This window comes from Escherichia sp. KTE114, from assembly GCF_000407765.1.
In the GTDB taxonomy this organism is placed as follows: Bacteria; Pseudomonadota; Gammaproteobacteria; order Enterobacterales; family Enterobacteriaceae; genus Escherichia; species Escherichia ruysiae.
In genome coordinates this window covers 3,380,709-3,403,256 of sequence record NZ_KE136626.1, presented here as the reverse complement: position 1 = coordinate 3,403,256, position 22,548 = coordinate 3,380,709, and the positions used below count along the sequence as shown (strand labels likewise).

The following is a 22,548-nucleotide window of genomic DNA, read 5'->3' as shown; positions in this document are numbered from 1 at the left end:
CTATCCGGCCAGCATGAGAATTATCGCCGCGAACGTACAATCTGATACCTGCGGGTAAAGTACTCAAATGGTGCGCTCCATACATGCACCAGTCGGGTGAACGGGAAGAGCAGGAAGATGGTCATTCCCAACACCAGATGAACGCGGAAGATGTAAGCTACGCCATCAAGATGCGTCGATGCGCCGCCCTGGAAAGTGACGATGCTTTGCGCCCATCCCACCAGCTTCATCATTTCACTGCCGTCCGGATGTTGTGCTGAAAAGGGAATGGTGGTTAACCCAAGAATGCACTGAATTAACAAAATAGCGAGGATCAGGATATCCGCACCAGAAGACGTCGCCCTGATACGCGGATTCGTTAAACGGCGCACCAGCAACCCCGCACCGCCAATCAACGTTAATACACCGCAAATACCGCCGAGAACCATCGCCATCTGCTGTTTTACCGCTACCGGCAAAAACCACGCATACATCCAGTGCGGCGTTAACATGCCGAACAGATGACCGAAGAAGATCCCCAGAATGCCGATATGGAACAAGTTCGACCACAGCACCATCCCGCGTTTATCCAGCATCTGGCTGGAGGAGGCACGCCAGGTGTACTGCCCGTAATCGTAGCGCAGCCAGCTTCCAAGGATAAAAACCGTGCCACACAAGTACGGGTAGATATCGTAAAAAAAGACGTTCAGATACTGAATCATTTCTCACCTCCCGCACTGATGTCCACATACTGCGGTGCGACATCCTGACTAAAGCGTCGCTGATATTGATTAAGCGGCGAGCTGTCACACGCCGTGGCGTTATCTTCAATAAACTTCACCTGTTCCTCTTCCCACACCGCATCCAGTGCCTGACGGGTGTCGTCGCGCTCCTCGCTGCGTATCTGTTTTGTGACACTGTCACTTGAGAGTGTACTTCCCGCCAGATGCAGCAGGGCGTCAAACAACGGATACCACGGCGCCTCGCGTTGTTTTAAGCGCCCGCCAAGCAGGGCGAGGATTGGCGCAACGTTGAGCAAACCTTCTTTAGCCTGGTTGTCGGGTAGCACACTTAAATACTCCAGATACAAAGGCAGATAATCAGGTAGCTCGCGACAATTTAGTTGCAGGCCGACTTTTTCATACTCCGCCAGCAGATCCACCATTGCCTGACCGCGATCGCGTGACTCGGCATGAACATGTTCAAATAGCAGCAGCGAGGTGGTACGTCCACGGTCAAACACTTCACACCATTCAGCCTGTTTATCCAGCAGCGGCGCATTAAGCAGATCGCAGGTGAAATCGGTGAGCATCGGCGCGTCGTGGCGAATCAGCGCCAGCGCGTCGTCTTTGTTCTCCCATAACAGCTCGTCCGGGTACTCCATCAACAAGCCGATCACTTTGAGGATTTGCATTATTCCCCCTCCGCTTTATTGCGTACTTCGGTAATGTCGATAGCATCGATCCGGCTACTGTTGAACAGGTTGAATTTAGTATCAGAGCCGTGGCAACCGTCGCCAAAAGTAAAGCCGCAGCCGTTGCGTTCACCGAAGGCGTCGCCCGCCATTTCCCGATGACTGGTCGGAATGACAAACCGATCTTCATAGTTGGCGATAGCGAGATAGCGATACATATCTTCCACCTGGGCGACGCTCAGCCCGACTTCGGCGATTGCGCGGGTATCAGTTACGCCTTCTACGGTTTGCGAACGCATATAGTGGCGCATTGCCATCATCCGTTTCAGTGCCCGCAGTACAGGGCCGGTATCGCCCGCACTCAACATATTGGCGAGGTATTGCACCGGAATACGCAGGCTTTCGATGGCGGGAAGCACGCCTTCGCTTTTGGGCAGTCCGCCCGCGTCGGCGTAAGACTGAATCGGCGACAGCGGCGGCACGTACCAGACCATCGGCAGGGTGCGATATTCCGGGTGCAGTGGTAGCGCCAGTTTCCAGTCCATCGCCATTTTGTAAACAGGCGAACGCTGGGCTGCCTCAATCACGTTTTGCGGGATACCTTGTTTCAGGGCTTCCTCGATCACTGATGGATCGTGCGGATCGAGGAACACTTCGCACTGGCGTTCATAGAGATCAACTTCGCGCTCGGTGCTCGCCGCTTCCTCGATGCGGTCGGCGTCGTAGAGCAGTACACCAAGATAACGAATGCGACCCACGCAGGTTTCGGAGCAGACCGTTGGCTGACCGGACTCAATTCGCGGATAACAGAAGATGCATTTTTCTGACTTGCCGCTTTTCCAGTTGAAGTAGATTTTTTTGTATGGACAACCGCTAATGCACAAGCGCCAGCCACGACATTTATCCTGATCGATCAGCACAATGCCGTCTTCTTCGCGTTTGTAGATAGCGCCGCTGGGGCAGGTCGCCACGCAGCTAGGGTTAAGACAGTGTTCGCACAGGCGCGGCAGGTACATCATGAAGGTGTTTTCAAACTGCCCGTACATCTCCTTTTGCATGGCCTCGAAGTTGCGGTCGCGGGCACGTTTTTCAAACTCGCCGCCCAGCAGTTCTTCCCAGTTTGGCCCCCAGATCACTTTGTCCATCCGCTTCCCGTCAATCAGCGAACGCGGGCGAGCAGTAGGGATATGTTTGCCTTCCGGTGCGCTATGCAAATGTTCGTAGTCGAAGGTGAAAGGTTCGTAGTAATCATCAATCTGCGGCACCACCGGGTTGGCGAAGATTTTGGTTATTACGCCCATCTTGCTGCCCAGACGCGGGCGTATCTTGCCATTCACATCGCGGACCCAGCCGCCTTGCCACTCTTCCTGATCTTCCCAGTTTTTCGGATAACCAATGCCCGGTTTGGTTTCGACGTTGTTAAACCATGCGTACTCCATGCCTTCGCGACCGGTCCAGACGTTTTTACAGGTCACCGAACAGGTATGGCAGCCGATACATTTATCGAGATTAAGCACCATGCCGACTTGCGAACGTATTTTCATTTTTTCGCCTCCTGTACCTGATCGCGACCTTCATCATCCAGCCAGTTAACGTTCTTCATCTTGCGGATCATGATGAATTCATCGCGGTTCGAGCCGACGGTGCCGTAGTAGTTAAAGCCCCAGGCCAGTTGCGCGTAACCGCCAATCATATGCGTCGGCTTCGGGCAAACGCGGGTGACTGAGTTATGAATACCGCCGCGCATTCCGGTCACTTCCGATCCGGGGATATTCATAATGCGTTCCTGAGCGTGATACATCATGGTCATGCCCGGCGGCACGCGCTGGCTGACCACCGCTCGAGCCGTCAACGCACCGTTGGCGTTAAACACTTCCACCCAGTCGTTATCAACAATGGTCAGTTCGCGGGCATCGGTTTCGCTGATCCAGACAATCGGTCCGCCGCGCGAGAGCGTCAGCATTAGCAGGTTTTCACTGTAGGTAGAATGAATGCCCCATTTCTGGTGCGGCGTCAGGAAGTTAAGTGCTTTTTCCGGGAAGCCGTTTGGCGGGATCTGGCGCATTTCACTGACGCTACGGGTGTCGATAGGTGGACGATAAGCCACCAGGCTTTCACCAAAGGCGCGCATCCACGGATGATCCTGATAGAGCTGCTGGCGTCCCGACAGCGTGCGCCACGGAATTAACTCGTGAACGTTGGTGTATCCCGCGTTATAGGAGACGTGATCGCTTTCCAGACCGGACCAGGTGGGGCTGGAGATGATTTTACGCGGCTGCGCCTGAATATCGCGAAAGCGAATCTTCTCGTCCTCTTTGTGCAGCGCCAGATGAGTATGTTCGCGCCCGGTGATCTCGCCCAGCGCCTGCCAGGCTTTTACTGCCACATGACCGTTGGTTTCCGGTGCCAGCGCCAGAATCACTTCTGATGCATCAATGGCGGTGTCAATCAGCGGACGCCCCTGAGCCGGGCCATCACGTTTGGTGTAATTGAGTTTGCCGAGGAAATCGATTTCATCCTGAGTATTCCACGAAATCCCTTTACCGCCGTTGCCAAGTTTGTCCATCAACGGCCCCAGCGAGGTAAAACGTTCATAGGTGGCAGGGTAGTCGCGCTCCACTGCCACAATATTCGGCGCGGTTTTACCTGGGATCAGGTCGCATTCGCCTTTGCGCCAGTCGAGCACTTCACACGGCTGGGAGAGTTCTGCCGGAGAGTCGTGTAACAACGGTTGCAGTACAATATCTGTTTCTTTGCCAAGATGCCCCACGCAGACTTGCGAGAATGCTTTGGCGATACCTTTGTAGATTTCCCAGTCGCTGCGAGACTCCCACGCCGGATCGACCGCCGCTGAAAGCGGATGAATAAACGGATGCATATCCGAGGTATTCATATCGTCTTTTTCGTACCAGGTCGCGGTGGGCAGGACGATATCGGAGAATAAACAGGTGCTGGACATGCGGAAGTCAAGCGTCACCAGCAGGTCGAGCTTGCCCTCTATCGCGGCGGTTTGCCACTCAACTTCTTCCGGTTGAATTCCCTCCGTCGGCCCAAGTTCTTCCCCCTGAATACCGCTTTCCGTACCCAGCAGATATTTCTGCATATACTCATGGCCTTTGCCGGAGGAGCCAAGCAGGTTAGAACGCCAGACAAACAGGTTACGCGGATGATTGCTGCCGTTATCCGGCTGCTCGCAGGCCATACGCAAATCGCCCGATTTCAGCGCCTGAGCGGTAAATTCGGCGGGTGACAATCCGGCCTTGTCGGCTTCGGCTTTCAACGTGAGCGGATTACGCCCCAACTGCGGCGCAGAAGGTAGCCAGCCCATGCGTTCGGCGCGAACGTTGAAATCAATCAGATGACCGCTGTATTTACTGGCATCGGCAAGCGGTGAGAGCAATTCCTGAGCGGTGACTTTTTCATAGCGCCACTGGCTTGAGTGATTGTAAAAAAATGAGGTGCTGTTCATCTGGCGCGGTGGGCGGTTCCAGTCAAGCGCAAAGGCCAGTGGTAACCAACCGGTTTGCGGACGCAGTTTTTCCTGACCGACATAGTGCGCCCAGCCGCCACCGCTTTGCCCGACACAACCGCAGAAGATCAGCATATTGATCATCCCACGGTAGTTCATATCCATGTGATACCAGTGGTTAACACCAGCACCGAGGATAATCATCGAACGTCCGTGGGTTTTATGGGCAGTATCGGCAAATTCACGGGCGATGGTTTCAATATACTGACGCGGCACGCCGGTAATTTGCTCGCCCCAGGCCGGCGTGTAGGCTTTGATTTCAGCGTAATCTTTCGCGCTGTTTTCATCTTCCAGCCCGCGATCGAGACCGTAATTCGCCAGCACCAGATCATAAACGCTGACCACCGGACAGGTACTGCCATCGGCGAGCGTCAGATTTTTCACCGGAAGCTGGCGTACCAGAATCGGATCGTGTTTTACGCTGCGAAAATGCGGGTTTTCAATGCCGCCAAAGTAGGGGAAAGCCACGCCAGCAACAGCGTCGTGTTGACCGAGCAGGGTTAACGACAACTCTGTTTCTGAACCTGCGGCAATGGATTCCAGATTCCATTTGCCTTTTTCTCCCCAGCGAAAACCAATCGAACCGTTCGGCACCACCAGTTCCCCAGCGGTATTAACTGCCACGGTTTTCCACTGCGGATTGTTGCTTTCACCCAGACCATCCACCAGGTCAGACGCGCGGATCATGCGTCCAGGCACGTAGCTGCCATCGTCGCGCGGTTCCAGCATCACCAGCATCGGCATATCGCTGTAGCGGCGGCAGTAGTTGATAAAGTAGTCGCTGGGGTTGTCGAGATGAAACTCTCTTAAAATCACATGTCCCATCGCCATTGCCAGTGCGCTATCGGTGCCTTGCTTTGGCGCCAGCCACTGGTCGCACAGTTTTGCTACTTCCGAGTAGTCTGGGGTAATGGCGATAGTTTTGGTGCCTTTGTAACGTACTTCGGTAAAGAAGTGGGCGTCTGGCGTGCGCGTCTGCGGTACGTTAGAACCCCAGGCAATGATGTAGCTGGAGTTATACCAGTCGGCGGATTCCGGCACGTCGGTTTGCTCGCCCCAGGTCATCGGCGAGGCGGGCGGCAGGTCACAATACCAGTCATAGAAACTTAAGCAGGTGCCGCCAAGTAGTGATAAATAACGCGTTCCGGCGGCGTAAGAGACCATCGACATCGCCGGGATCGGCGAGAAACCGGCAACGCGATCCGGGCCGTAGGTTTTGATGGTCCAGACGTTAGCAGCGGCAATCAGTTGATTCAGTTCCTGCCAGTTGGAGCGGATAAAGCCACCGCGCCCGCGTATCTGCTTGTAGCTCAGGCACTTTTGCGGGTCATTCATAATCGATGCCCACGCCAGTACCGGATCGCTGTGTTGTTTAAGTGCTTCGCGCCACAGTTCAATCAGCCGTTTACGAATTAGCGGGTATTTCAGGCGGTTGGCGCTGTAGAGATACCAGGAGTAACTTGCGCCACGCGGGCAGCCGCGTGGTTCATGATTGGGCAGGTCAGGGCGAGTGCGCGGGTAGTCGGTCTGCTGAATTTCCCAGGTCACCAGGCCGTTTTTAACGTAGATTTTCCAGCTACAGGAGCCGGTACAGTTAACGCCGTGGGTGGAACGCACGATTTTGTCGAATTGCCAACGCTGGCGATAGCTGTCCTCCCAGTCGCGGTTGCTATGCATCACCTGTCCGTGACCATCGGCAAAGGTTTCGCCCTTTTGTTTGAAGTAGCGAAAGCGATCCAAAAGTTTACTCATGACATGACTCCTGCTCCAGGAATGATTTGGGATCTGATGCCAAACGCCTTATCCGGCCTACGGGTGCGACACGACGCGTCAGGCATCGCCCTCTTATTTTTGGCTAAACTTTCGCCGGCCATAGACCAGCCAGGTCAGCAGTACACAGATGATGTAAAAGATTAAAAACACTTTCATCGCGCCCACCGGAGAGCCGGTCATATTCAGCGACATGCCAAACGCCTGCGGAATAAAAAAGCCGCCCACTGCGCCAATGGCTGAGATAAAGCCCAGAGCTGCCGCCGTTTCGGTGATCGCTTCTCGCTGCGCTTCATCATCGCTGCCGCCTTTCATCTTGACGCGATAAATGGTTATCTGGCGGAAGATGACGGCAATCATCTGGAAGGTGGAGCCACTACCCAGACCCGCTGTCAGGAACAACCCCATAAACACGGCGAAAAATGCGATGAAATTGCCGGAACCTGTACCAGGCAGAGTGAGGAACAACAGGGCACTGAAAACCGCCATAAAAATAAAGTTGATAAACGTCACCCGCACGCCACCAAATTTATCGGAGATAGCACCGCCAACTGACCGGGCAATCGCGCCGATAAACGGCCCAAAGAACGCCAGTTGCAGAATATTCACATCCGGGAACTGAGTTTTCGCCAGCATGGCAAAACCAGCGGAAAAACCGATAAACGAACCGAAGGTGGCAAGATAGAGCAAACTCAACAACCAGAGATGCAGGCGTTGTAACACAGGCAACTGATCGGCAATTGACGCGCGTGAACTGGCGATATCGTTCATCCCAAACCAGGCGGCGATAGTGGCAATCGCCAGCAGTGGCACCCAAATCCATGCGGCGTTCGCCAGTGACATCACCGAGCCATCGGCCTGCGGTACGCCATTAACACCGAGAAAGGCAAATACCGGAACAAAAATCACCAGTGGCGCAACCAGTTGCATCACGCTGACACCTAAATTGCCTAATCCACCATTAATCCCTAATGCGCTACCTTGTTTTGCTTTCGGGAAGAAAAAACTGATATTACCCATACTGGAAGCGAAGTTCGCGCCAGCGAAACCACACAGCAAGGCAATAACAATAAATATTCCAAAAGGAGTATGGGTGTTTTGTACGGCAATACCGAGCCAGACGCAGGGAATAATCAAGATCGCGGTACTAAAAACAGTCCAGCGACGCCCACCAAATATAGGCACCATAAAGGAGTAGGGGACACGTAATAATGCGCCAGAAACGGAGGGTAATGCGGTTAATAAAAAAAGCTGATCGGTCGTAAAATTAAAGCCAATTTTATTGAGATTAACGGTGACTGCGCTAAATAACATCCAGACACAGAATGCAAGAAGTAAACAACTGACTGATATCCAGAGATTTCTTCGTGCTATATGTTTTCCTTTATTTTCCCAGAAGGCCGGATTTTCTGGCTTCCAGTCGCGCAAAAGATAACGATTACTTTTCTCATTTTGCAGTGCCATATTCTTCCTCACATGCACACGTTGGTAATGAAAAAAAGAAAGACAGGACGTTGGGCGCGATGACCCACTTTTAGAATTAAGAGAATCAGGTGAGATACTGACTGAAAGGATAGATAAGAAAGCGCAGCCGCGCGGCGAGAATGCGGATTATCTGAAGGGTTATGTGTTACTGAATGTAACAAAGATATATCATTGCCTTCACTAATATTTCAATCCGCATAGCCTGAACGTGTTTTGTTGCAGCATGAAGCGTTGCTATCTTTCTTTATCGGTGACGTGTCGCCAGCCAACAGAGCAGAGAACCGCCACAGACCATGAGTGCGCCTTGCCAGAATGAGAACGATAGCGGTGCGTTGAGTAGCACGGCAGCCAGAGCAGAAGAAAGTACAGGCGTAAAATAAGAACCCACTGCCATAATCGTTACATTGCCATGTAAAATACCGACATTCCAGGCGGCGTAAGCAAATCCTAAAGTAAATGCTGCAGATATGAGTTTAACGATGACGGGGAAGCTAAAAACCATCTCTGGTTGTGGCGTTATAAAATAGTAAATCCATAGACTTGCTCCCGTCAGAAGAACGAAAACGGTAATGCCGTTAAATCCACGGGCATATTTATTAGTGACTGTGCAATAAGCTGCCCAGATAAACGCACCAATAAACGCCAAAAAATAACTTAATGGACTGGTGGTAATATTATTGATGATTTCATCATATTGTAGCCCATTGTCGCCGCCTAATACCCAACAGACACCCATCAAGGCTAAAAGCAATCCGGGAATAATCAGCCAGTTTGTTTTCTGACCATTAAAAAGAATGGCGAAAAGTATCGTCAGGCTGGGCCATAAATAGTTCACCATGCCTACTTCTATCGCCTGATGGCGGGTAGCAGCATAACCTAAGGAAAGCGCGAGGCAGATTTCATAACTCACGAATAAAAGACTCCCGGCAAGTAAATAGCCTTTCGGGATCTGCCGGATACGCGGGAATCCAACGGTGAATATTAACAGCAGTCCGCTTAATGAATAGATCGCCGCCGCACCACCGACCGGACCAAGCCCCTCACTGACGCCGCGAATTAACCCCACCATGGTGCTCCACAGGACGATCGCGATTAGCCCTATGAGCGTTGCTTTTTGTCGTGTCATGCTCGCTGTTTAGTCTCTCTTGCCGTTAAAAATTAAGCTGAAATTTATAGCATTTTTTTAACCGGCCTGTCAGGCAGTGGTGCGTTTTTCTACCGCCATTGAGGTAGGTCAATTTGCGCAGGCGGATTATTTTGTGGCAAACACGTGTTCTTTTTGATTTCGCGCAAAAAGATTCAGAATTTTACTGTTAGTTTCCTCGCGCAGTAATACCCCTGAAAAAAGAGGAAAGCAATGGACGTCAGTCGCAGACAATTTTTTAAAATCTGCGCGGGCGGTATGGCTGGAACAACAGTAGCGGCATTGGGCTTTGCCCCGAAGCAAGCACTGGCTCAGGCGCGAAACTACAAATTATTACGCGCTAAAGAGATCCGTAACACCTGCACATACTGTTCCGTAGGTTGCGGGCTATTGATGTATAGCCTGGGTGATGGCGCGAAAAACGCCAGAGAAGCGATTTATCACATTGAAGGTGACCCGGATCATCCGGTAAGTCGCGGCGCACTGTGCCCGAAAGGCGCCGGTTTGCTGGATTACGTGAACAGCGAAAACCGTCTGCGTTACCCGGAATATCGTGCGCCAGGCTCTGAGAAATGGCAGCGCATTAGCTGGGAAGAAGCATTCTCCCGTATTGCGAAGCTGATGAAAGCTGACCGTGACGCCAACTTTATTGAAAAGAATGAGCAGGGCGTAACGGTAAACCGTTGGCTTTCTACCGGTATGCTGTGTGCTTCCGGCGCCAGCAACGAAACCGGGATGCTGACCCAAAAATTTGCCCGCTCCCTCGGGATGCTGGCGGTAGACAACCAGGCGCGCGTCTGACACGGACCAACGGTAGCAAGTCTTGCTCCAACATTTGGTCGCGGTGCGATGACCAACCACTGGGTGGATATCAAAAACGCTAACGTCGTAATGGTAATGGGCGGTAACGCTGCTGAAGCGCATCCCGTCGGTTTCCGCTGGGCGATGGAAGCGAAAAACAACAACGATGCAACCCTGATCGTTGTCGATCCCCGTTTTACGCGTACCGCTTCTGTAGCGGATATTTACGCACCTATTCGTTCCGGTACGGACATTACGTTCCTGTCTGGCGTTTTGCGCTACCTGATCGAAAACAACAAAATCAACGCTGAATACGTTAAGCATTACACCAACGCCAGCCTGCTGGTGCGTGATGATTTTGCTTTCGAAGACGGTCTGTTCAGCGGTTATGACGCTGAAAAACGCCAGTACGATAAGTCGTCCTGGAACTATCAGTTCGATGAAAACGGCTATGCGAAACGCGATGACACGCTGACTCATCCGCGCTGCGTGTGGAACCTGCTGAAAGAGCACGTTTCCCGCTACACGCCGGACGTCGTGGAAAACATCTGCGGTACGCCAAAAGCCGACTTCCTGAAAGTGTGTGAAGTGCTGGCCTCCACCAGCGCGCCGGATCGCACAACCACCTTCCTGTACGCGCTGGGCTGGACGCAGCACACCGTCGGTGCGCAGAACATCCGTACTATGGCGATGATCCAGTTGCTGCTCGGCAACATGGGTATGGCTGGTGGCGGCGTGAACGCACTGCGTGGTCACTCCAACATTCAGGGTCTGACCGACTTAGGCCTGCTCTCTACCAGCCTGCCGGGTTATCTGACGCTGCCGTCAGAAAAGCAGGTTGATTTGCAGTCTTATCTGGAAGCGAACACGCCGAAAGCGACGCTGGCGGATCAGGTGAACTACTGGAGCAACTATCCGAAGTTCTTCGTTAGCCTGATGAAATCTTTCTACGGCGATGCCGCGCAGAAAGAGAACAACTGGGGCTACGACTGGCTGCCGAAGTGGGACCAGACCTACGACGTCATCAAGTATTTCAACATGATGGACGAAGGCAAAGTCAGCGGTTATTTCTGCCAGGGCTTTAACCCGGTTGCGTCCTTCCCGGACAAAAACAAAGTGGTTAGCTGCCTGAGTAAGCTGAAGTACATGGTGGTTATCGATCCGCTGGTGACTGAAACGTCTACTTTCTGGCAGAACCACGGCGAGTCGAACGATGTCGATCCGGCGTCTATTCAGACTGAGGTATTCCGCCTGCCTTCGACCTGCTTTGCTGAAGAAGATGGTTCTATCGCCAACTCCGGTCGCTGGTTGCAGTGGCACTGGAAAGGTCAGGACGCACCAGGTGAAGCGCGTAACGACGGCGAAATTCTGGCGGGTATCTACCATCACCTGCGCGAGCTGTACAAAGCTGAAGGTGGTAAAGGCGTAGAACCGCTGATGAAGATGAGCTGGAACTACAAGCAGCCGCACGAACCGCAGTCTGACGAAGTGGCAAAAGAGAACAACGGCTATGCGCTGGAAGATCTCTATGATGCCAATGGCGTGCTGATTGCGAAGAAAGGTCAGTTGCTGAGTAGCTTTGCGCATCTGCGTGATGACGGTACGACCGCATCTTCTTGCTGGATCTATACCGGTAGCTGGACAGAGCAGGGCAACCAGATGGCCAACCGCGATAACTCCGACCCGTCCGGTCTGGGGAATACGCTGGGATGGGCCTGGGCGTGGCCGCTCAACCGTCGCGTGCTGTACAACCGAGCTTCAGCGGATATCAACGGTAAACCGTGGGATCCGAAACGAATGCTGATCCAGTGGAACGGCAGCAAGTGGACGGGTAACGATATTCCTGACTTCGGCAATGCCGCGCCGGGTACGCCAACCGGGCCGTTTATCATGCAGCCGGAAGGGATGGGACGCCTGTTTGCCATTAACAAAATGGCGGAAGGTCCGTTCCCGGAACACTACGAGCCGATTGAGACGCCGCTGGGAACTAACCCACTGCATCCGAACGTGGTTTCTAACCCGGTCGTTCGTCTGTATGAACAAGACGCGCTGCGGATGGGTAAAAAAGAGCAGTTCCCGTATGTGGGTACAACTTATCGTCTGACCGAGCACTTCCACACCTGGACCAAGCACGCATTGCTCAACGCAATCGCCCAGCCGGAACAGTTTGTGGAAATCAGCGAAACGCTGGCGGCGGCGAAAGGCATTGCCAATGGCGATCGTGTCACTGTCTCCAGCAAGCGTGGCTTTATCCGCGCGGTGGCTGTGGTAACGCGCCGTCTGAAACCGCTGAATGTAAACGGTCAGCAGGTTGAAACGGTGGGTATTCCAATCCACTGGGGCTTTGAGGGTGTCGCGCGTAAAGGTTATATCGCTAACACTCTGACGCCGAATGTCGGTGATGCAAACTCGCAAACGCCGGAATATAAAGCGTTCTTAGTAAACATCGAGAAGGCGTAAGGGGGCGAACAGATGGCTATGGAAACGCAGGACATTATCAAAAGGTCCGCAACTAACTCCATCACGCCGCCTTCTCAGGTGCGTGATTACAAAGCAGAAGTCGCGAAACTTATCGACGTTTCCACCTGTATCGGTTGTAAAGCTTGTCAGGTGGCGTGTTCGGAGTGGAACGACATCCGTGATGAAGTGGGGCACTGCGTCGGGGTTTACGATAACCCCGCCGATCTGAGCGCCAAGTCCTGGACGGTGATGCGCTTTAGCGAAACCGAACAGAACGGCAAGCTGGAGTGGCTGATCCGTAAAGACGGCTGTATGCACTGTGAAGATCCGGGCTGCCTGAAGGCATGTCCGTCTGCCGGTGCGATCATTCAGTACGCTAACGGCATTGTCGATTTCCAGTCGGAAAACTGCATCGGCTGTGGTTACTGCATTGCCGGGTGTCCGTTTAATATTCCGCGCCTCAACAAAGAGGATAACCGGGTATATAAATGCACGCTCTGCGTCGATCGCGTCAGCGTCGGCCAGGAACCGGCTTGTGTGAAAACTTGTCCGACCGGGGCTATCCACTTCGGCACCAAGAAGGAGATGCTGGAGCTGGCGGAACAGCGTGTGGCTAAACTGAAAGCGCGTGGTTACGAACATGCTGGCGTCTACAACCCGGAAGGGGTCGGTGGTACGCACGTTATGTACGTGCTGCATCACGCCGATCAGCCGGAGTTGTATCACGGTCTGCCGAAAGATCCGAAGATCGATACCTCGGTGAGCTTGTGGAAAGGCGCGTTGAAACCGCTGGCAGCGGCTGGCTTTATCGCCACTTTTGCCGGGTTGATTTTCCACTACATCGGTATTGGCCCGAATAAGGAAGTGGACGATGACGAGGAGGAGCATCATGAGTAAGTCGAAAATGATTGTGCGCACAAAGTTTATTGATCGCGCCTGTCACTGGACCGTGGTGATTTGCTTCTTCCTGGTGGCGCTGTCCGGGATTTCGTTCTTCTTCCCGACGCTGCAATGGCTGACGCAAACCTTCGGTACGCCGCAGATGGGGCGCATTTTGCACCCGTTCTTCGGCATTGCGATTTTCGTTGCGCTGATGTTTATGTTCTTCCGTTTTGTGCATCACAACATTCCGGATAAGAAAGATATTCCGTGGCTGTTGAACATTGTCGAAGTATTGAAAGGCAATGAGCACAAAGTGGCGGATGTTGGTAAGTACAACGCCGGACAGAAGATGATGTTCTGGTCAATCATGAGCATGATTTTCGTGCTGCTGGTGACCGGGGTGATCATCTGGCGTCCGTACTTTGCGCAGTACTTCCCGATGCAGGTTGTCCGTTATAGCCTGCTGATCCACGCGGCAGCGGGTATCATCCTGATCCACGCCATCCTTATCCATATGTATATGGCATTCTGGGTGAAAGGGTCGATTAAAGGGATGATCGAAGGGAAGGTGAGCCGTCGCTGGGCGAAGAAACACCATCCGCGCTGGTATCGTGAAATCGAGAAGGCAGAAGCGAAAAAAGAGAGTGAAGAAGGGATATAATCTCTTTTGAACTTTAGACAGAAAATGGCGCTGTAAAAGGCGCCATTTTTTTATTGCGCAGCCAGACGGCGTAGTCGCGACACATCCACCGTTTTTTCAGCCTCTGCCAGACTCCACGCGTTTTGCAGATTCAACCACATTTGCGGCGAACTGCCGATCACCACGGAAAGTTTAATCGCCATTTCTGGCGTCAAAGCCGCTTTTCCGGTCAGCAATCGGCTTGCCGTTGAGGGCGCAATTTCCATTGCTCTGGCAAACTCGCGCAGGCTGACGTTCAGTTCGTCCAGTGATTCCTGAATGATGTCCCCTGGGTGGGGATGATTGGCCATTTTCATCAGTATCTTTACTCTCAGTAGTGTTCCTTCACTGGGAACACTATCATTGTTGTTCCTTCTTACGCAACAATAATCCATTTAGCCATTTCATGTTGGAGAGAGTGCGATGCTGCGACACCAGGACTGGCAGTCGCAGCAATGGTCTCTTAGCGGCGGAAATCAATCACCATACGGCCACGGATTTTGCCTTCTTCCATCTCGGTAAAGATGGTGTTGATGTCCGCTAACGGACGCAGGGCGACTTTGGGCACCACTTTACCTTCGGCGGCAAACTGGAAGGCTTCGGTGAGATCCTGGCGCGTGCCGACCAGTGAACCGACCACTTCAATACCATCCAGCACCAGCCGTGGGATGTCCAGGCTCATGGACTCCGGCGGCAGACCGACTGCCACAACACGCCCGCCTGCACGAACGGCATCAACCGCCGAGTTAAATGCGGCTTTGGCTACTGCTGTAACAACCGCAGCGTGTGCACCGCCCGCTTTCTCCTGCACAATTTTGGCGGCGTCTTCGGTGCGTGAGTTAATCGCTAAATCAGCGCCCATTTCAGTTGCCAGTTTTAACTGCTCATCATTGACATCAATGGCGATCACTTTGGCGTTAAAGACATTCTTCGCGTATTGCAGGGCGAGGTTACCCAGGCCACCAAGACCATAGATAGCAATCCACTGACCGGGACGAATTTTTGACAGCTTCACCGCTTTATAGGTGGTGACGCCCGCACAGGTAATGCTGCTGGCAGCAGCCGAATCCAGGCCATCTGGCACTTTTACTGCGTAATCAGCAACCACGATGCACTCTTCCGCCATGCCGCCATCAACGCTGTATCCGGCGTTTTTAACTGAACGGCAGAGCGTTTCGTTACCACTGTTACAGTATTCGCAATGACCGCATCCTTCGTAAAACCATGCCACGCTTGCGCGATCGCCTGGTTTTAATGAGGTGACGCCTGGGCCAACTTCTGACACAACACCAATGCCTTCGTGTCCCAGAATCACGCCGGTTTTATCACCAAAATCGCCATTCTTAACATGAAGATCGGTATGACATACGCCACAACACTCCATTTTCAGCAGGGCTTCGCCATGTTTCAGTGAGCGCAGCGTTTTATCCGTAACGTCAACATGATGATCCTTCGTAACAACCGCAGCCTTCATAGTTCCTCCTTTTCGGATGATGTTCTGCATAGCAGGTGAGGCAAATGAGATTTATTTGCCACTACCCAGTATGGATGAGATCTGAAAAAGGGAGCGGAAAATTGCCCGGTAACATTCACTACCGGGCGGAGACTTAGATGGAGGTACGGCGGTAGTCGCGGTATTCGGCTTGCCAGAAGTTGTCGTCAATGGCCTGTTGCAGAGCTTCGGCAGACGTTTTCACCGCCACGCCTTGCTGCTGCGCCATTTTGCCAACGGCAAAAGCAATCGCTCTGGAGACTTTCTGGATATCTTTCAGTTCCGGCAGTACCAGACCTTCGCCGTTCAGCACCAGCGGCGAATACTGAGCAAGAGTTTCACTTGCCGACATCAGCATCTCATCGGTGATACGTGACGCGCCGGAAGCAATAACACCCAGCCCGATGCCTGGGAAAATAAAGGCGTTGTTGCACTGGGCGATAGGATAGATTTTGTCTTTCCATACCACTGGATTAAACGGGCTACCGGTGGCGACCAGCGCGTTACCTTCGGTCCAGACGATAATGTCCTGCGGAGTGGCTTCCACGCGTGAAGTCGGGTTAGACAGCGGCATCACGATCGGACGCGGACAGCGTTTATGCATCTCACGGATGATCTCTTCCGTAAACAGCCCGGTCTGTCCTGAGACGCCAATCAGAATATCTGGTTTTACATTGCGCACCACATCCAGCAGTGACAGCACATCGCTGTCGGTATCCCAGTCACTGAGGTTTTCGCGTTTCTGCACCAGTTTGGTCTGGAAAGGCAGCAGGTTCGGCATCTTGTCGGTGAGCAGACCAAAGCGATCGACCATAAACACTTTCTGTCGCGCCGCTTCTTCGCTTAATCCTTCGCGCTGGGTCTGGGCGATAATCATTTCGGCAATGCCGCATCCCGCTGAACCTGCGCCGAGGAAGACAATCTTTTTCTCGCTTAACTGACCACCTGCTGCGCGGCTGGCAGCGATCAGTGTGCCGACTGTTACCGCCGCAGTGCCCTGAATGTCATCGTTAAAAGAACAAATTTCATGGCGATAGCGGTTAAGCAACGGCATCGCATTTTTTTGTGCAAAGTCTTCAAACTGTAGCAACACGTTCGGCCAGCGTTGCTTCACTGCCTGGATAAATTCGTCAACGAATTCATAGTATTCGTCGTCAGTGATACGCGGATTACGCCAGCCCATATACAACGGGTCGTTAAGCAGTTGCTGGTTATTGGTGCCGACATCCAGCACCACCGGAAGAGTATACGCCGGGCTGATGCCACCACAGGCGGTATAGAGCGACAGTTTACCGATTGGAATACCCATCCCGCCGATGCCCTGGTCACCAAGACCCAGGATACGTTCGCCATCCGTCACCACAATCACTTTAATGTTGTGATTCGGCACGTTTTGCAGAATGTCGTCCATATTGTGGCGGTTCTGGTAAGAGATAAACACGCCGCGCGAACGGCGGTAGATCTCAGAAAAACGCTCACAGGCTGCGCCAACGGTCGGGGTGTAAATAACGGGCATCATCTCATCAAGATGATTGTTTACCAGTCGGTAGAAGAGGGTTTCGTTAGTATCCTGGATGTTACGCAGGTAGATGTGCTTGTCGATTTCGGTTTTGAATCCCTGATACTGGATCCATGCTCGTTCCGCTTGTTCTTCGATGGTTTCGACCACTTCCGGCAGTAACCCCAGCAGGTTGAAGTTACGGCGTTCTTCCATGCTGAAGGCACTGCCTTTATTCAACAACGGAAATTCCAGCAGTACAGGGCCAGCGTAAGGGATATAAAGCGAACGCTGTTTTTTTGTTTTTGGTTCCATGTCACTCACTCTTTTTTGAATATCCATCCCTGGCACGCTTTTATCGTCTTTGCTTTACCGCCAGGGCGTCGGCCCCAAGTATAAAGCAGATAAAAACAAAAACACCATTGCGCAGGCAATGGTGTTTAATCGTCATTGAGGACTGATGGTTATGAATTACTTTTCAGCGGGGCGTTTTCTGCCGGTTGGGTTATTTACCACGCTGGATTTGTCACCTTCGGTAACTATTTTGCGCTGGTTAGAAATTTTATGATCCAGTCCAAGAATATGACGTGCCTGACGGTTCGATTTCATTTTAACTCCTCAATCCTGTTGCTAGTTTTAAGGACAACATCGCCGTAGCGAAGAAACACGTGCTAAACCCCTAAATTAGGTTGCCGATCAAGCATAGCAGCTTAAAGCGTAGGGTGCTGGCCACTGACCACATAATTGATGGTTTGCTGGTAGATATCACTGAGGATGTCGTTATCAGAAGCTTCCACCCATTTGGTCAGCTCCATGAGAATGTCATCTTCAGTGACAACACCGTGCTCTGCCCGAAGGCCTTGCTCAATGGCATTAACCAGAGCGGGTTCTGCTGTTGAATTTTCTGCCTGATAATAAGTAAACATAGTGATTCTCCGTGTCTGTGTATTTATGGTGTCTGCTACGGATCGCAGATTTATAAAGCACATTCAGCATGGCAAATATTTGCCGCTTCGTTGTTAAGATTTGTCCTGGTTGATGAATTTTATATTTTAACTACATGATATTCATGGGCATTATTGGCGGTTGTGGATTGATATTGCTGCGATATTTCTCAATACATATATTTCCAGTCGTCTGTTGTGGTAATTTTATTTAAGTGCAGAGGTAATATTTTCGACGGATTTTATTCGGAATATCCTGCTTATCTTCGTGCTATTTCTCACGTAGTCTATAATTTCCTTTTTAAGCCCACAGGAGAGCAACAATGACAATCCATAAGAAAGGTCAGGCACACTGGGAAGGCGATATCAAACGCGGGAAGGGAACAGTATCCACCGAGAGCGGCGTGCTGAACCAACAGCCGTATGGATTTAACACACGTTTTGAAGGCGAAAAAGGAACCAACCCTGAAGAATTGATTGGCGCAGCACATGCCGCTTGTTTCTCGATGGCGCTTTCATTAATGCTGGGGGAAGCGGGATTCACGCCAACATCGATTGATACCACCGCCGATGTATCGCTGGATAAAGTCGATGCTGGTTTCGCGATTACCAAAATCGCACTGAAGAGCGAAGTTGCCGTACCGGGTATTGATGCCTCAACCTTTGACGGCATTATTCAGAAAGCAAAAGCCGGATGCCCGGTTTCTCAGGTACTGAAAGCGGAAATTACGCTGGATTACCAGTTGAAAGCATAAGTACTCGCCGGATGATATTGTCATCCGGCAAGCATTTACACCAATATTTTCTGCTTATCTCAATGAAATCTCGCATTTAAACTGCATCGTCATTCTTTTCGTTATTCCCGCCTGTTCTCGAACAATCATTATTGCATCAGGTTGTAAACTCCTATTTCGTTCAGAATAACAGTAAAACTCTGTTTATTTATGTTCTCTGTTTGATGGTGAGAAACATTTATGGCATTGTAAGATTCAGTTGATTTAATTAATTTGAATTAATTAAATTTAATTAATGAGCTAATTAACATTGTTTAATAAGGATGAAACTATGTTGATGAAAAAGGTCTCTTTTGCTATTGCTTTAATATCTCTAAGTCAGTATGCAAGCGCATCTTCAGAATTTAATTTCTTATCTGACAATGTCTTTGGTGATGCTTCTCTTTCATTTCTGAATGGTGAGTCAGGTGAGTTTGTTTATAGCGATGGCGGCAAACTTAGCCAACTGGACTGGAAAATTCAAAATACCCCCATTATTAAAATGGGGCTAACCTGGGATGCAATCTCATGGCTGACGCTTAATGCTAAAGGCTGGACGACGATTGCGTCTGCCGGCACGCTGATGGATGATTATGACTGGCTCGAGCCGGGGCAGCACCACTGGAGCGATTGGTCACATCATCCGGCAACGCGGTTGAATTTTGCAAATCAGTTTGATCTCAATATTACCGGTTGGTTTTTAAAGGATCCAAACTACCAACTCGGCGCTATGTTAGGCTATCAGGAGACGCGTTTCAGTTGGACGGCGAAAGGAGGTTACTATAGTTATGATAATGGTGCCGACACTGGAGATATTCCTCATAACCAAAGAGTTATTGGCTACCAACAAAAATTCAGTGCGCCCTATTTAGGTCTTTCTGGTAAATATATCTATCATGATTTTGATATTATTACTCAATTTAAATATAGTGCCTGGGGAGAAGGGAAGGGAACAGATCAGCACTATTTGCGCAACATTACATTTAAAGATAAAGTATCCAACCAAAAATATTATTCAGGTCTTATTAATGTGGGGTATAACATTAATTCACAGGCGCGTATTTTCACAGAAGTGTCATGGAGTAGATTCTCTAATGATATTGGTAACACAGTAATTTCTTATAAAGAAAAGGGTGAAAGCGTAAAAGAGAAAGATTCGCCAGGGATGCAAAACTATAATTACATTATTGGCGCGGGCATTCAGTACAAATTTTAATATAGCGACGGGCGAATGGCGGAATATGAATACGTGAAATCTTGCCCGCCTGCGCGGGCAAGATGTACTAAGCGTCGATTTGAAGCGGTAGCGTAGTAGACATCCAGCCAGGGATCTCCTCAGCGGGCAAAGGACGTGAGAAGAAATAGCCCTGAATCACGGGGCAGTGGATCTTGCGTAACATCTCAAACTGTTCTTTCGTTTCCACACCTTCCGCCACTACGGTTAAGTTCAGGCTTTGCCCAATGCTGGTAATGGCTTCTAATAAGGCACGGATGCGTTTTTCGCTCAGGCAACGATCGACGAAACTTTTATCGATTTTAATTTCCGTTACCGGCAGGCTGACTAAGCGAGATAAGCCGGAAAAGCCGGTGCCGAAATCGTCGACAGATAAACCTACGCCCATATCCCGCAGGATCTGGATGCGTTTAAAGATCTCCGTATCGTGTTCCATCATCATGCTTTCAGTGATTTCCACCGTCAGCTGGTGGCCGTCAATCTGCCAGGCTTCCATCGCATCGCAAACCTGATTGGGTAGCTGATTACTGCGAAAATGCAGCGCAGATAAGTTTACGGATAACGCCGGGATATGAATATTCTGGCTTCGCCATTCTGCTAACTGGCGACAGGCTTCAGCAATTACCCAACGACCAATATTTTCAATTTCACCAATCTCTTCTGCGAGGGGAATAAACCGGGAAGGGGGAACATGTCCATGCTGCGGGTCATACCAGCGAGCAAGAGCTTCAATACCATACAGTTCGCCCGTTTCGGCGAAGATCTGCGGCTGGTAAACCAGCTTCAACTGGTTGTTGCTGATTGCTTCTTTCAGCGCCGCGCCTAATATCAACCGCTCTTTAACCATCTCGTTCATTGTCGGGCTAAAGAACTGCCAGCCGTTACCGCCGTTTTTGCGAATGAAATCCATTGCATTGTGGGCGGTAGAAAGCAGGTAGTCACGGTTTTTACCAACGTCGTAACTGATACCAATGCTTAAGGTTAAAGGAAAAGGCTGATCGTCAATGATGACCGGTTTGCTAACGACGTTGCGTAGCTCATCAGCGATTTGGGTAATGTTGCTGACTTCATCCGCCAGACTAATGAGGACAAACTGTGCACCTTCAACGCGGCAGAGATACTGATCGGGTTTGAGTTTTTCACGAAAGCGATTAACGACTTCTAACAATGCCTGATCGGCCCACGCATAGCCGAGGCTGTCGATCACATCCTGAATATGGTCGACGCCAATAAGATAAACCACCGGAGAGACGGCTCTATCGACAAGGTCATCGAGGTAATTGTGCAGATTATTGCGATTTGGCAAACCGGTCATCGGATCAAACTGGATTAGCTGTTCGATATGCTGGCGGCTTTTCTCCTGTTCCAGCGCCAGTGCGGCCATATGCTGGCTGATGTCTGCCACGCGCTCGACAAATGCACTGGTTTCTGTCCCAGCAGCCGTCTTGATTTGCAGAACTCCCGCTGGTGCGCCATCGCGCTGGCGAATGGTAACAGCCCAGCTTTGTGCATTCTTTACTTCTGTCCCAGGAGAGGACGACGCCCAATGCACTGGCATCCCATTACGCAATGCATACAGCGACACATGCGATTCATGAAGAATGGATTCAATATTACGGCAAATGATTTCACCCATTTCGTGAAACGGTGGGCTGCTGCACATGGCGGCGAGGATGTTGCCTTCCAGCTGGCGGATTTGCCGTTCTTCAGTGATATCTGAGAAGGTCATTACCAGGTTTTGTAGATGAGCAAGCACGTCATAGACCGGACTGATAGACGCTTTAATCCAGATATTTTCACCCGTGCGCGTTAATAGCAAAAATTCATCTTGATCGCGGGAGGTTTTCCACAAAAGCTGCTGTAAGCGGATGCGGTTATCTGCCGGGTATTCAGGGAAGTTAAGCAGCGCATCGGGCTGCATACCGCTGGCTTCGCTGATGCAATAGCCGAACATTTCTGTAAACGCGCGATTGCACTGAACGATATGGCGCTCAGGATCAAGCACAATCACAGGGCGGTCGAGATGATCCACGGCAATGAGCAACTGCCGGGTCTGTTCTTTCTGCGCCATTTCAACGCTGGCATCTCGCACCAGCGCCAGGTAATAAATTTTCCCCTCGGCAGTCACTTTTGACAGGGCAAATCGTGTCCATATTTTACTGCCATCTTTTTTCTCCAGCTGCAATTCCCGGCTCATTCCTTCGACACGCGCTTTACCACCTTCGCGGTTATGCCGGATGTATTCAGGGTGTGCAGGGCGCAAATTATGGGGAATCAGCATATCGATGTTATTGCCAATGACCTCTTCGCGTTTATATCCCCAAAGTTTTTCTGCTGCGGGGTTGAAAAACATCACTTCATCATTTTCGTTAATTAACACCGCGCCCATCATATTTTGCTCAAGCGCGGGGAAAAAAATGCCGTCAGCGGCATTCTCTGCATCGGTTAGCTTCATGATTACCTC

The 22,548-nt window shown here is 51.1% G+C and carries 17 protein-coding genes; 5 read left to right on the top strand and 12 right to left on the bottom strand.

The genetic code is table 11. The features are described from left to right. Positions 1-20: 20 nt before the first annotated feature. The 6 genes from narI to yddG form a co-directional block, all read right to left on the bottom strand. Positions 21-701: a respiratory nitrate reductase subunit gamma gene (gene narI, locus WC5_RS05070; protein ID WP_000617142.1), complete on the bottom strand. Its 681-nt coding sequence runs from the start codon at positions 699-701 to the stop codon at positions 21-23. Beyond that, complete coding sequence (gene narW / locus WC5_RS05075; RefSeq protein WP_001166379.1) at positions 698-1,393, bottom strand: nitrate reductase molybdenum cofactor assembly chaperone; 696 nt, start codon at positions 1,391-1,393, stop codon at positions 698-700. Before narW ends, narI begins: the two co-directional genes overlap by 4 nt. Then, on the bottom strand, positions 1,393-2,937 hold the full coding sequence (gene narH, locus WC5_RS05080) for a nitrate reductase subunit beta (protein WP_000702556.1): 1,545 nt from the start codon (positions 2,935-2,937) through the stop codon (positions 1,393-1,395). Before narH ends, narW begins: the two co-directional genes overlap by 1 nt. Further along, entirely contained in the window at positions 2,934-6,674 is a 3,741-nt protein-coding gene (gene narZ, locus WC5_RS05085; protein WP_000040425.1) for a nitrate reductase Z subunit alpha, read from the bottom strand. The genes narH and narZ overlap by 4 nt, the downstream gene beginning before the upstream one ends. 93 nt (positions 6,675-6,767) lie before the next feature. Continuing rightward, positions 6,768-8,156 (bottom strand): nitrate/nitrite transporter NarU, encoded by a 1,389-nt coding sequence (gene narU / locus WC5_RS05090; protein WP_001207930.1) that lies wholly within the window; start codon positions 8,154-8,156, stop codon positions 6,768-6,770. 265 nt (positions 8,157-8,421) lie between these two features. After that, positions 8,422-9,303, bottom strand: a complete 882-nt coding sequence (gene yddG, locus WC5_RS05095; RefSeq protein ID WP_010351417.1) for an aromatic amino acid efflux DMT transporter YddG — start codon at positions 9,301-9,303, stop codon at positions 8,422-8,424. A 231-nt stretch (positions 9,304-9,534) separates the two neighbouring features. Here yddG and fdnG point away from each other — a divergent pair, with 231 nt between their 5' ends. The 3 genes from fdnG to fdnI are packed head-to-tail and all read left to right on the top strand — an operon-like array spanning position 9,535 to position 14,125. After that, positions 9,535-12,582 (top strand): formate dehydrogenase-N subunit alpha, encoded by a 3,048-nt coding sequence (fdnG, locus tag WC5_RS05105; RefSeq protein WP_077767119.1) that lies wholly within the window; start codon positions 9,535-9,537, stop codon positions 12,580-12,582. 12 nt (positions 12,583-12,594) lie between these two features. Further along, positions 12,595-13,479 carry a formate dehydrogenase N subunit beta gene (gene fdnH / locus WC5_RS05110; protein ID WP_001240583.1) on the top strand — a complete coding sequence of 295 codons (885 nt, stop codon included), beginning with the start codon at positions 12,595-12,597 and terminating at the stop codon, positions 13,477-13,479. Further along, positions 13,472-14,125, top strand: coding sequence for a formate dehydrogenase-N subunit gamma (gene fdnI / locus WC5_RS05115; protein ID WP_000045638.1), 654 nt, complete (start codon positions 13,472-13,474; stop codon positions 14,123-14,125). Before fdnH ends, fdnI begins: the two co-directional genes overlap by 8 nt. A gap of 50 nt (positions 14,126-14,175) precedes the next feature. Here the strand turns inward: fdnI and WC5_RS05120 are convergent, their stop codons facing one another. The 5 genes from WC5_RS05120 to bdm form a co-directional block, all read right to left on the bottom strand. Continuing rightward, the gene (locus tag WC5_RS05120) at positions 14,176-14,460 is read right to left on the bottom strand and encodes a HigA family addiction module antitoxin (RefSeq protein ID WP_010351901.1); all 285 of its coding nucleotides are present in this window, start codon (positions 14,458-14,460) and stop codon (positions 14,176-14,178) included. 146 nt (positions 14,461-14,606) lie between these two features. Continuing rightward, positions 14,607-15,617, bottom strand: coding sequence for an alcohol dehydrogenase AdhP (adhP, locus tag WC5_RS05125; protein ID WP_000642427.1), 1,011 nt, complete (start codon positions 15,615-15,617; stop codon positions 14,607-14,609). A gap of 133 nt (positions 15,618-15,750) precedes the next feature. After that, on the bottom strand, positions 15,751-17,448 hold the full coding sequence (gene maeA, locus WC5_RS05130) for a malate dehydrogenase (protein ID WP_000433479.1): 1,698 nt from the start codon (positions 17,446-17,448) through the stop codon (positions 15,751-15,753). Positions 17,449-17,604: 156 nt separating this feature from the next. After that, positions 17,605-17,742 (bottom strand): stationary-phase-induced ribosome-associated protein, encoded by a 138-nt coding sequence (sra, locus tag WC5_RS05135; protein ID WP_000841554.1) that lies wholly within the window; start codon positions 17,740-17,742, stop codon positions 17,605-17,607. A 101-nt stretch (positions 17,743-17,843) separates the two neighbouring features. Next, positions 17,844-18,059: a biofilm-dependent modulation protein gene (bdm, locus tag WC5_RS05140; protein WP_000495766.1), complete on the bottom strand. Its 216-nt coding sequence runs from the start codon at positions 18,057-18,059 to the stop codon at positions 17,844-17,846. A 341-nt stretch (positions 18,060-18,400) separates the two neighbouring features. On the opposite strand from bdm, the gene osmC reads away from it, so the two are divergent. Both osmC and WC5_RS05150 read left to right on the top strand, forming a co-directional pair. Continuing rightward, the gene (osmC, locus tag WC5_RS05145; RefSeq protein ID WP_000152304.1) at positions 18,401-18,832 is read left to right on the top strand and encodes a peroxiredoxin OsmC; all 432 of its coding nucleotides are present in this window, start codon (positions 18,401-18,403) and stop codon (positions 18,830-18,832) included. A gap of 310 nt (positions 18,833-19,142) precedes the next feature. After that, entirely contained in the window at positions 19,143-20,066 is a 924-nt protein-coding gene (locus WC5_RS05150; protein ID WP_000928772.1) for an omptin family outer membrane protease, read from the top strand. Positions 20,067-20,133: 67 nt separating this feature from the next. On the opposite strand, the gene dosP is transcribed toward WC5_RS05150, so the two are convergent. Continuing rightward, positions 20,134-22,539, bottom strand: a complete 2,406-nt coding sequence (dosP, locus tag WC5_RS05155; protein WP_000778560.1) for an oxygen-sensing cyclic-di-GMP phosphodiesterase DosP — start codon at positions 22,537-22,539, stop codon at positions 20,134-20,136. Positions 22,540-22,548 lie beyond the last annotated feature (9 nt).